14 protein-coding genes are annotated in these 11,481 nt (G+C 41.5%); 8 read left to right on the plus strand and 6 right to left on the minus strand.

Annotation, left to right across the window (positions count from 1 at the left end; all coding sequences use genetic code 11):
- Positions 1–103: 103 nt before the first annotated feature.
- Entirely contained in the window at positions 104–523 is a 420-nt protein-coding gene (locus tag ABJ384_RS06815; protein WP_180043433.1) for an internalin, read from the minus strand.
- Between the two features lie 226 nt (positions 524–749).
- On the opposite strand from ABJ384_RS06815, the gene ABJ384_RS06820 reads away from it, so the two are divergent.
- The 8 genes from ABJ384_RS06820 to ABJ384_RS06855 all read left to right on the plus strand — a co-directional run bounded on the left by ABJ384_RS06820 (position 750) and on the right by ABJ384_RS06855 (position 7,708).
- Positions 750–2,390, plus strand: a complete 1,641-nt coding sequence (locus ABJ384_RS06820) for a CTP synthase (RefSeq protein WP_180043435.1) — start codon at positions 750–752, stop codon at positions 2,388–2,390.
- Positions 2,391–2,422: 32 nt separating this feature from the next.
- Positions 2,423–3,280 (plus strand): 3-deoxy-8-phosphooctulonate synthase, encoded by an 858-nt coding sequence (gene kdsA / locus ABJ384_RS06825; protein ID WP_086196319.1) that lies wholly within the window; start codon positions 2,423–2,425, stop codon positions 3,278–3,280.
- 60 nt (positions 3,281–3,340) lie between these two features.
- Entirely contained in the window at positions 3,341–4,630 is a 1,290-nt protein-coding gene (gene eno, locus ABJ384_RS06830; protein WP_086196318.1) for a phosphopyruvate hydratase, read from the plus strand.
- 9 nt (positions 4,631–4,639) lie between these two features.
- Complete coding sequence (locus ABJ384_RS06835) at positions 4,640–5,044, plus strand: septum formation initiator family protein (protein ID WP_180043436.1); 405 nt, start codon at positions 4,640–4,642, stop codon at positions 5,042–5,044.
- Positions 5,034–5,732 (plus strand): 2-C-methyl-D-erythritol 4-phosphate cytidylyltransferase, encoded by a 699-nt coding sequence (gene ispD, locus ABJ384_RS06840; RefSeq protein ID WP_349929596.1) that lies wholly within the window; start codon positions 5,034–5,036, stop codon positions 5,730–5,732. Before ABJ384_RS06835 ends, ispD begins: the two co-directional genes overlap by 11 nt.
- Positions 5,733–5,833: 101 nt before the next feature.
- Complete coding sequence (gene rodA, locus ABJ384_RS06845) at positions 5,834–6,970, plus strand: rod shape-determining protein RodA (RefSeq protein ID WP_166168392.1); 1,137 nt, start codon at positions 5,834–5,836, stop codon at positions 6,968–6,970.
- A gap of 62 nt (positions 6,971–7,032) precedes the next feature.
- Complete coding sequence (locus ABJ384_RS06850) at positions 7,033–7,341, plus strand: hypothetical protein (protein WP_349929597.1); 309 nt, start codon at positions 7,033–7,035, stop codon at positions 7,339–7,341.
- Between the two features lie 28 nt (positions 7,342–7,369).
- Complete coding sequence (locus ABJ384_RS06855) at positions 7,370–7,708, plus strand: hypothetical protein (protein ID WP_349929598.1); 339 nt, start codon at positions 7,370–7,372, stop codon at positions 7,706–7,708.
- A 46-nt stretch (positions 7,709–7,754) separates the two neighbouring features.
- Here the strand turns inward: ABJ384_RS06855 and ABJ384_RS06860 are convergent, their stop codons facing one another.
- Genes ABJ384_RS06860 through cydP form a run of 5 tightly spaced genes read right to left on the minus strand, consistent with a single transcriptional unit; the run spans position 7,755 to position 11,100 of the window.
- Positions 7,755–8,051, minus strand: a complete 297-nt coding sequence (locus ABJ384_RS06860; RefSeq protein WP_086196312.1) for a cyd operon YbgE family protein — start codon at positions 8,049–8,051, stop codon at positions 7,755–7,757.
- A 3-nt stretch (positions 8,052–8,054) separates the two neighbouring features.
- On the minus strand, positions 8,055–8,156 hold the full coding sequence (gene cydX / locus ABJ384_RS06865) for a cytochrome bd-I oxidase subunit CydX (protein WP_002120988.1): 102 nt from the start codon (positions 8,154–8,156) through the stop codon (positions 8,055–8,057).
- Between the two features lie 24 nt (positions 8,157–8,180).
- Complete coding sequence (gene cydB / locus ABJ384_RS06870; RefSeq protein ID WP_349929599.1) at positions 8,181–9,326, minus strand: cytochrome d ubiquinol oxidase subunit II; 1,146 nt, start codon at positions 9,324–9,326, stop codon at positions 8,181–8,183.
- Complete coding sequence (locus tag ABJ384_RS06875; RefSeq protein WP_349929600.1) at positions 9,323–10,909, minus strand: cytochrome ubiquinol oxidase subunit I; 1,587 nt, start codon at positions 10,907–10,909, stop codon at positions 9,323–9,325. Before ABJ384_RS06875 ends, cydB begins: the two co-directional genes overlap by 4 nt.
- The gene (gene cydP / locus ABJ384_RS06880; protein ID WP_086196309.1) at positions 10,909–11,100 is read right to left on the minus strand and encodes a cytochrome oxidase putative small subunit CydP; all 192 of its coding nucleotides are present in this window, start codon (positions 11,098–11,100) and stop codon (positions 10,909–10,911) included. Before cydP ends, ABJ384_RS06875 begins: the two co-directional genes overlap by 1 nt.
- Positions 11,101–11,481 lie beyond the last annotated feature (381 nt).

The following is an 11,481-nucleotide window of genomic DNA, read 5'->3' on the forward strand; positions in this document are numbered from 1 at the left end:
TTTTAAATAAAAATTTTATTTAGAATCTATAAATTATTTTCGATCTCTGGTAAACCACAATAAAAAACCCGCCATAAAGACGGGTCTTTAAAACTGACTGAATTTATTGATCCAATGCAGGTGTTGCCGCAGCAATGGCCGCAGCTACTGCATCATCTTCAGACTGAGCTTCATTATTTGATTTGGCTGGGGCTTCTGAAGCAGGTTTTGGTTGAGCTTTTGGTGCTTCAGCTTGAGCAGTTTCAGTTGTAGTCTGTTGAGGAGCTTCACGCACTTCACGACGAATGACTGTAGTTGTATTTGGCGTTTCTTCACGTTCAACTTCTACCTGCGCTGGAGCTTGAGCGTTGTTATCTTCCATAGCTTCCAAAGGTACAGCTTCTGCAGGCTGATTCATTTGTTCAGTTTGCTCGGTTGTTTCAACCTGTTCTTGCTCATCTTCTTTTGGAGTTTCTTTTTTTACACATGCTGTTAAAAGTAAACTTGCTGCAATAGCACCACAAAGTAAAAGTTTATTATTCATAATCGCACAAAATAAAGCATTAATTGGATGTTGCTATTATAACAGCAAATACAAATATAAAAATCCTATCAGCTTACCCTAATTTTTTATCGGAAATGCTGATAGAATAACCAATTGTTTATTGTTCTATGAATTGATGCGGAATGACTTTGCTTTATTGGTACAGAGTAAAGTAAAATCGCACAACATTGTAGGCCAATTTAGGCTCCATTGTACGAGAAACTTAATGACCCATTTTATTTTCGTTACTGGTGGTGTTGTATCATCACTAGGTAAAGGTATTTCAGCTGCATCTGTGGCTGCGCTTTTAGAAGCCCGTGGTTTAAAAGTGACCATGGTCAAAATGGATCCATACATTAATGTCGATCCAGGAACGATGAGTCCGTTCCAACACGGTGAAGTTTTTGTCACAGAGGATGGTGCTGAAACTGACTTAGACTTGGGTTATTACGAACGTTTCTTACGTCGTGCGAAAATGACCAAACTGAACAACTTCACATCAGGTCGTGTTTATCAGGATGTTTTAAATAAAGAACGCCGTGGTGACTATCTGGGTGGTACTGTTCAGGTTATTCCACATATTACCGATAATATTAAAGAACGTGTGCTTCGCGCTGGCGAAGGCTATGACGTCGCAATTGTGGAAATTGGCGGAACAGTAGGTGACATCGAATCTCTCCCGTTCATGGAATCTGTACGTCAGTTAATGGTAGAGCTTGGTCATAAACGTACCATGTTGATGCACTTGACTTTACTTCCATACATCAAATCAGCAGCAGAACTGAAAACCAAACCGACTCAGCACTCTGTGAAAGAGTTGTTATCGATTGGTATTCAACCAGATATTTTAATCTGCCGTACCGAGCATGATGTTGATGCTGATACAACCCGCAAAATTGCACTATTCACTAACGTGGAAGCGCGTGCGGTTGTGGTCTGTAAAGATGCACGTACTATTTATCAAATTCCACGTACTTTCTATGAACAGGATGTTGACGATTTAATTTGTGAACGTTTTGGTTATAACGACCTGCCTGAAGCGGATCTTTCAGACTGGGACAATGTCGTAGAAGCTTTATTAAACCCTGAATACACAGTTCGTGTTGCCATGGTGGGTAAATATGTTGAGCTTCCAGATGCATATAAATCTGTAAACGAAGCACTTTTACATGCTGGTATCAAAAACCGTGTCAAAGTCCAAATTGACTATGTCAATGCTGAAGATCTTGAAAGCCAAGATGTGAATGAAGCGCTTAAAGATGCAGATGCCATTCTGGTTCCGGGCGGTTTTGGTGAGCGTGGCACTGAAGGCAAAATGCTGGCAATCAAATATGCACGTGAAAACGGTGTGCCATTCCTGGGTATCTGTTTAGGTATGCAGTTGGCAGTGATCGAATACGCGCGTAACGTGGCGGGTATCACTGATGCGTCTTCCACAGAATTCAACCGTTCAACCAAATCACCATTGATTGGTCTGATCACTGAATGGCTGGATGAGCGTGGTGAAGTTCAACAGCGTTCTGTAGATTCTGATCTTGGCGGAACCATGCGCTTAGGTGCACAAAAATCTGAACTGGTTGCAGGTACAAAAACTGCAGAAGTGTATGGTTCGAATGAAATTATCGAACGTCACCGTCACCGTTACGAAATGAACAACCGTTTCATTCCTGCGCTAGAAGAGAAAGGTCTGAAGATTTCAGGTTATTCACCAGTACAACATTTGGTAGAAACAGTTGAAATTCCTCAACATCCTTGGTTTATTGCTGTACAATTCCACCCGGAATTTACAAGTTCACCACGTGATGGGCATCCATTATTTGCCAGCTTTATTGATGCTGCGAAAAAACAGTACCAAAAAACCAAATAATGGCTGGGCAAGACTAAACTAGGAAAGTTTAAATGTCGCAATTAAAACCACAAGAAATTGTACGTTTAGGCGATATACAAATGGCAAATCACTTGCCATTTGTATTATTCGGCGGAATGAATGTACTTGAGTCAAAAGACCTTGCTTTTGAAATTGCAGAAACTTATGTTGATATCTGCAAACGTCTGGAAATTCCTTACGTGTTTAAAGCAAGTTTTGATAAAGCCAACCGTTCAAGCTTGAACTCTTTCCGTGGCCCAGGCTTGGAAAAAGGGATCGAGTGGTTAGCAGACATTAAAAAACACTTCAATGTACCCATCATTACTGATGTACATGAACCTTATCAGGCTGCACCTGTTGCTGAAGTGGCGGATATTATCCAGCTTCCAGCATTCTTGAGCCGTCAGACTGATCTGGTTGAAGCTATGGCAAAAACCGATGCCATCATCAATATCAAAAAAGCACAATTCCTTGCGCCACACGAAATGCGCCATATTTTGCATAAGTGTCTGGAAGCCGGAAATGACAAGCTAATTCTTTGTGAACGTGGTTCGGCCTTTGGCTATAACAACCTGGTTGTAGATATGCTGGGCTTCGACATCATGAAAGAAATGAATGTGCCTGTATTCTTTGATGTCACCCACGCGCTGCAAACTCCAGGTGGGCGTGCAGATTCTGCGGGCGGTCGCCGTGCGCAAATTACCACTTTGGCTCGTGCGGGTATGGCCACTGGTCTGGCGGGTTTATTCTTGGAAGCTCATCCAGATCCTGAACATGCTAAATGTGATGGTCCTTGTGCACTTCGTATGTCGCAACTGGAGCCATTCTTGGCGCAGCTGAAAGAATTGGATACCTTGGTTAAAGGTTTCAAAAAGTTAGATACACACTAAATCATATACACCTTGATGCCTTCTAAAGCATCGCGTTATTCATCAACTGAGGAATTGTTCATGAGTCAAATCGTTGACATTCGTGCACGTGAAATTTTGGACTCTCGTGGTAACCCAACCATCGAAGCAGACGTAATCTTGGCATCTGGCGTAGTTGGCCGTGCATGTGCACCATCTGGTGCTTCAACTGGTTCTCGTGAAGCTTTAGAACTTCGTGACGGCGATAAAGCACGTTACTTGGGTAAAGGCGTTAAAACTGCAGTTAACAACGTTAACACAGTAATTCGTGACGCATTGTTGGGTAAATCAGTCTTTGAACAAAAAGATATTGATAACACAATGATCGCGCTTGACGGTACAGAAAACAAAGAAAAACTAGGTGCGAACGCAACTCTAGCGGTATCTTTGGCTGCTGCACGTGCTGCTGCTGACGAAAAGAAAATTCCTCTTTTCCAATACATCGCAGACCTTCGTAACAACAGCATTTTAACTATGCCCGTTCCAATGATGAACATCTTGAACGGTGGTTCACACGCAGATAACAACGTTGACATTCAAGAGTTTATGATTGAGCCAGTGGGCTTTACTTCATTCTCTGAAGCGTTACGTGCGGGTGCTGAAATCTTCCATTCTTTAAAATCAGTTTTAAAGAAACAAGGTTTGAATACTGCGGTGGGTGATGAAGGTGGTTTTGCACCAAACTTACGTTCAAATGAAGAAGCGATTACTGTAATCCTTTCTGCGATTGAGCAAACGGGTTATAAAGCGGGTTCTGACATCATGCTTGCACTTGACTGCGCATCTTCAGAATTCTACAAAGATGGTCAGTACATTCTTGCTGGCGAAGGCAACAAAGCATTCACAAGCAACCAGTTCTCTGACTACCTTGCGGGTCTTGTAAACCAATACCCAATCATCTCGATTGAAGATGGCCTGGATGAGTCTGACTGGGAAGGCTGGTCTTACCTGACTTCTATCCTTGGCGACAAGATCCAGTTGGTGGGTGATGACCTGTTCGTAACCAATCCAAAAATCCTTCAACGCGGTATCAATGAGAAAGTTGCTAACTCTATCTTGATCAAATACAACCAGATCGGTACCTTGACTGAAACTCTAGATGCTATCTATCTTGCGAAAGCAAATGGTTACTCTACAGTAATTTCTCACCGTTCAGGCGAAACTGAAGATTCGACTATTGCTGATCTTGCAGTAGGTACAGCAGCGGGTCAAATCAAGACAGGTTCACTTTGCCGTTCTGACCGTGTAGCAAAATATAACCAATTACTTCGTATCGAAGAATTGACTAAAGCTGCATATCGCGGTAAAGCTGAGTTCAAAGGTTTGAACTAAGCACATATCATGCTATCTCTATTCAATGTATTTGACTCCAAAGTGAGTAAAGCATTATTGGGCCTTGCGATCATTTTGATCGCAGGGTTTCAGTACTTATTCTGGTTTGGTGAAGGTGGTTACCATGACCATCAAAAACTGGCTGAAAAAATTCAACAACAAACAGAATTAAATACGGAACTTAAAGAACGTAACCGAGTTCTCGCTGCTGAAGTTTATGACTTGAAAAATGGTATTGAAGCCATTGAAGAGCATGCGCGTTTAGACTTGGGCTTGATCAAGCCGCATGAAACTTTTGTACAAATGAGTACTATTAGTACAAACTATAAGCCTATTTATATTGATCCAAATGCCAAAGCAGATTTAAGAACCAATGAAAATGAAACTGGAGCACCCGTAGAAAGTGCACCATAAAATTTGGGCAGTTATTCCTGCTGCTGGTTCCGGAAGTCGTTTTTCTAAAACTGAACTTAAACAATATCAACAGATTCAAGATCTAACCGTACTTGAGCATACCGTTGCACGTCTGAATCAGTTGCCTTTGGCAGGTTATGTTCTGGCTATTGGTACACAGGATGATGTCGCAAAAACCTTAGCTTTATCCAATCCTGAAAAGGCTCATTTTTGTCCGGGTGGCGCAGAACGGGTGAATTCGGTTCTGAATGCCTTAAGCTATCTTGAAGCATTTGCAGCTGAAGAGGATTGGGTATTGGTACATGATGCTGCGCGTCCTTGTGTGACCCAAGACTGTTTGCAGAGTTTAGTGAATACGGCTATTCAGGAAAATTGCAGTGCGATTTTGGCGATTCCCGTACGTGACACCTTAAAATATGTTGCACAGGCAAATGCAATTGCCAAGACAGTTAGTCGCGACCATTTATGGCAAGCTCAGACACCCCAAATCTCAAGATTAGGTATCTTAAAACATGCAATTGAAAAAGCATTGCAGGATGACATGACCATTACCGATGAAGCCAGTGCTCTGGAGTATGTGGGTGAACCAGTAAAAGTGGTACAGGGTCGATCAGATAATATTAAAATTACCTATGCCGATGATCTGGAGTTGGCACGTTTAATCTTAGCCTCCCAGCAAGCAGTTTAAAGTCTACAAGATAAAAATGCAGAAATATGGGACTTAATGATGTTATTTAAACACTTTAAACTTATAATTTGCGCTGTCTCTAGCTTGTTCAAATATTTCAAATGATACCATCCCCCCAGTATCGTTTTTTACGTCACTCTTTACGTGATGGTAGAAGCATTAAACATGACTCATCCAGATGGGCCAAATTACACTTGGATCCATGGCTGCTTTCTTTTCTGGTATTGAATTCAATATTGGGATTGATGGTGGTCTATAGTGCAACCTTGCAAGATAGCAGTATGGTGATTCGTCAGGCGACCAGTTTTGGTGTCGGTTTCATCCTCATGTTTTTATGTGCCCAGGTTCCGCCAAAAGTTTATCAGGCGGTCAGTCCTTATTTTTATATGCTGGGCATGGTGCTACTGGTGCTGGTTCTGGTGATTGGTGATACGCGTTTGGGGGCAAAGCGTTGGCTGACGGTTCCGGGCATTGGCAGTATGCAGCCCAGTGAAATCATGAAATTTGCCATGCCGCTGATGATGGCATGGTATTTTTCACGTCGTGTATTTCCACCTACGTTTTTGCAGATCGTGACTGGGCTCATCCTGATGATGATTCCGTTTGTACTGGTGGCACTACAACCTGACTTGAACATTGGTCTGATTATTCCCGGTGTTTTTGTCTTGTTTCTATGCGGTATGTCTTGGCGTTTGATTTTGGGAGCTCTAACGGCTTTGGCTGTTGCAGCACCGGTTTTATGGATGTTTGTACTGCAAACCTATCAAAAGAAACGTATCTTGACCTTATTTGATCCTGAGTCCGATGCATTGGGTGCTGGCTGGAACATCATCCAGTCCAAAATTGCCATTGGTTCTGGGGGGTTAACCGGGAAAGGATATTTGACCGGTACTCAGTCGCATTTAGGTTACTTGCCTGAACATCATACCGACTTCATTATGTCGGCCTATGCTGAAGAATATGGCTTTGTCGGGGTGTTTTTATTATTCAGCCTGTTTGCTGCGATTATTATTCGTTGCCTGATGATCGGCTTGAACAGTTTTCATAATTTTGGACGCTTATATGCGGGTGCTATCGGGCTGACGTTCTTTTTCTTTGTATTTTTAAACTCAGGAATGGCCAGCGGAATTTTACCTGTAACTGGGGACCCTCTGCCACTGATGAGTTATGGTGGCTCGGCAGTAATTTCGTTACTGGCGAGTATGGGGATTGTGATGTCGATCCATACCCATCGTTGATGTTGATATTAATACTGAAAAGCTAGATTTGATCTGGCTTTTTTATTTTTGGGGGAAAATAAATGGATTTATTTGAACAATCAATGACGATGGTTAATGAATTAAATCAAGAATTATCGCAGTCTGAATTTGTAGATGGCGGGCTACATCTAGATTTAGTATATCAGTGTTGTGACATATCGATTGAACATGGATTAGCGGTTAAAACATTATTAGAAACTGAACTGTTTATATCGGCTCTTGCGTTGTTTCGTACACAATTTGAATCTTTAGTGCGTGCTTATTGGATATTATTTGTAGCAACGGATGAGCAAGTGTGTGAGTTGGGCGTGCTGGATTCAATAGAGCAGCTTACTTTAAAGGAAACATAAAAGTATTAGCCGTTTTACTGCAACGCCGATGATTGAAGCTTTGAAGGAAATTCAGGAAATCAAGCATATTGTCGCTCAACTCGAAGAGTTGAAGTTATTCTCTTTGGATTATCTTAATTCAATTGTACATAGTGGGAAGCAAACATTTTTGCGTCACACCTTTGGTTTGGGTGATGAACACAAAAAACTGATTATTAAGCAATCTAACAATTTAACAATGATGAGTGCACAGATTTATTTAAAACATACTTTGCCTGATTGTCAAAAGCTTATTCAGATTTTTCTTCAAAAGTATCGTGAATGTTTTATGTTGCCTGAGGATATATCGAAAGAAGAGCGGGAAAAGATTTTAGCGCGTTATAAGTAGATGTAAAAAAGCCCACAAATGTGGGCTTTTTAGAACGTTTAAAGAATTAGGTGAGGAACCAGGTGTAATAACCCCAGATCATCAGTGGCCATGCGATATATGGACTAAATAGCCATTTCCACAGCCAAAACTTAGGCAGAAATCCTACGCCGTAAATAAATCCACCTGAAATGCCAATCATGATCATCATCAAGGCTCTATGATTATAGTGACCATTGGCATCGAGCATGAGGGCTGGGTGAATTAGCAACACCGTAGCAAGAGGCAATGCCATCAAAAATGAAATGGCCATTACAAATTTATTTGGCTTGCTTCCTTCTGCTGTCATTGCGATCTCTGTCATTGTTTATTCCTCATCCAAATCTTGATGATGTTCGATATAAAGGGCACTTAATACGCCTGCAAAGCACGCCATTAAAATCCCGAGAATCCATGCGAAATACCACATAATTTTATCTCCTAAAACACAGCCTTAGTACAGGCTGTGTGAATTCTCTTGAATATGTTTTTTGGTAATTACGCCCCACATTTTATAGTAACACCAAGTGGTGTAACTCAAAATAATTGGAACAAAAATACAGGCAGCAACAGTCATTACAGTCAGTGTGTTTTTACTTGATACGGCATCCCACATGGTCAAGCTGGCAACAGGGTTGATGCTTGAAGGCATAAGGAATGGGAACAATGCAAAACCAGCTGTTAAAATTGCCCCAATTACCATCAGCGATGTACCCAGGAAGCTTAAACCTGCTTTGGCTTTCGCAGCAGCGGCAATTACAATCAGGCTTCCCAAGATTGCCATGATCGGTGCAATCATAGTGATTGGGTAAGTCGAGTAGTTATTCATCCAGCCATGGTTGCCATTGGTAATGACTTCTTTGGCAAGAGGGTTTGCAACCCCATTGGTATCAAATGGTTTCGCTAAAGTATAACCTTCAATGTTACCGAAGTATAACCATGCTCCAGCGCCCAGGAAGCAAACCAAGAATACCACACCCATCAATTGAGTTGCTTTGGCAGAACGTGCATGTAAGTCGCCATCGGTACGAAGCATCAACCACGCACCACCATGCGCACTCAGCATGGATAGGCTGACAATACCACAAACCAAGGCAAATGGGTTGAGCAGGGCAAAGAAGCTACCAGTATAAGTTGAACGTACGGTTTCATCTAAAGTAAACGGTACACCCAGGAACATATTACCGAAGGCAACACCGAAGACTAAAGCAGGAACTGCACCACCAACAGCCAAACCCCAGTCCCAAGAGTTACGCCATTTTTTGTTCTCAAGTTTAGAGCGGTAGTCAAAACCTACAGGTCTTAAGAACAGGGCAAACAGCACCAGTAATAGTGCCCAGTACATGCCGGAGAATGCAGTTGCATAAACCATTGGCCATGCAGCAAACAGTGCGCCACCAGCTGTAATGAACCAAACCTGGTTACCGTCCCAGTGCGGGGCAATGGTATTGATTGCCGCACGACGCTCTTCATCGTTTTTGCCCACGAATGGCATGATTGCCATGGAGCCCATATCGAAGCCATCGGTGAGGGCAAAGCCAATCAGTAGTACACCTACCAAAACCCACCAGATAATTTTGAGTAATTCATATTCGATCATGATTGAGCCTCCGCAGCAGCGTGGTTTTGATCAGCGCCTTTTTCAAAATGGTATTTACCAGTATGTAAAGAACTTGGACCTAAGCGAGCGAATTTGATCATCAAGTACATTTCGATAATTAGAAGTACTGTATAGAACGCTGCAAGTGCCAGGATTGAACCCCAAATATCACCAGTGCTTAAGCTTGAAGCAGAGAGATGTGTAGGTAGAACCTCACCAATTGTCCATGGTTGACGACCACCTTCAGCTACATACCAGCCAGTTTGTGTAGCAATCCATGGTAATGGTAAGCCGTAAAGCGCAAATTTAAGTAACCAAGGTTTGCTTTCTGCGTTGCGTTTAGCGACTGCAAAAGTTGCAAGGATAAACAGAAGCAGCATCAAGAAACCAGAAGCCACCATGGCACGGAACGAGAAGAACAGGGCAGTTACGTTAGGAACAGTATCTTTGGTTGCTGCTTTGATTTGCTCTTCAGAAGCATCTACTACATTTGGTGTGTATTTTTTAAGAAGTAAGCCATAGCCCAAGTCTTTCTGATTTTCTTTGAACGAAGCCATCAGCGCTGGTGAGCGGTCGCCTGCACGAAGTTTTTCAAGTTCGGCATATGCAGTCATACCATTACGGATACGAAGCTCATGTTGAACCATCAGGTCTTTCAGGCCAGTTACTTCTTTATTAAGCGAACGTGTTGCAATGATACCCATCACATATGGAATTTTGATGGCGTAGTCAGTGCGTTGTTCTTCCCGATTTGGAATACCAAACAATGTAAATGGAGCAGGTGCTGGGTGAGTTTCCCATTCTGCTTCAATTGCAGCCAATTTGGTTTTTTGTACATCACCCAGTTCATAACCTGATTCATCACCCAGTAAAATAACTGAGAATGTAGAGGCTAAACCAAAGATTGCCGCAATAGCGAAAGAACGGCGCGCGAAAGGTAAATCACGTTTTTTCAGCATGTAGAAACTGGAAATCGCTAAAACGAAAACGGCACCAGTGACATAACCTGAAGATACTGTATGGACAAATTTAACCTGAGCCACCGGGTTGAAAATCAGTGCGCCGAAGTCAACCAGCTCCATACGCATGGTTTCAAAGTTGAACTCTGCGCCCACAGGGTTTTGCATCCAGCCATTGGCGACTAAAATCCAAAGTGCCGACATGTTGGAACCCAGTGCAACCAGCCAAGTCACGCCTAAATGCTGAACTTTGGAAAGCCGGTCCCAGCCGAAGAAGAATAGACCAATAAAAGTCGATTCCAAGAAAAATGCCATTAATCCTTCAATAGCGAGTGGCGCACCAAAAATGTCACCGACATAATGCGAATAGTACGCCCAGTTTGTACCAAACTGGAACTCCATGGTTAAACCTGTGGTAACACCTAAGGCAAAGTTAATACCAAAAAGTTTTCCCCAGAATTTGGTCATGTCCTTATAAATTTCTTTACCGGAAATCACATAGGTGGTTTCCATAATGGCAAGAATAAAAGCCAGACCAAGTGTAAGAGGTACAAATATAAAGTGATACAACGCGGTCATTGCAAATTGGAACCGCGAAAGATCGACCACGCTTTCAGAAATCATCAACGTGTCTCCTTGATTTGGGAAGGGCTGCCAGCAATATGCTCGGCAACTTGAGTGTCAAAATTTTGAGGAATAGTAGGGGCATCGAACCAGATGTGTTTAATCGTCAGTAGGAGAGCAACCTTGATTATTAATATGATTGCGATCTCTCGAACTAAACGTTGATTGTAATCTTTCGGTATTAAGCTCATACAAATAAGCCTATTTTTTTAAACTTGATCTATATTATTAAACAAAAAATAACTAAAAATAAATAGATGAAACAATTAAAATAAAAATATATTATATTTGTTTTTTAAAACAATAATTTATGTTAAGGTTGTGATAAAAAATATACTGATTTTTTGCGATTATTAAGTTGACTAAAACACTGCGTATTTAATTTTTAATTCTGACTAAAATACTTATATATACTTTTAACTCCAACTAAAACACTTGTATCTTTTTAGGGGATATAAATAATTAATTGATAATTATTCTTGTTTAAAATTCCATTTAATATGTTTTATATAAATCCAATTAAACACCTTGACTTAAAATGCAAGAGGGATGAGAGAAGAAGTTAAAATTCT

It is taken from the genome of Acinetobacter sp. A1-4-2 (genome assembly GCF_040233925.1).
Lineage (GTDB): Bacteria > Pseudomonadota > Gammaproteobacteria > Pseudomonadales > Moraxellaceae > Acinetobacter.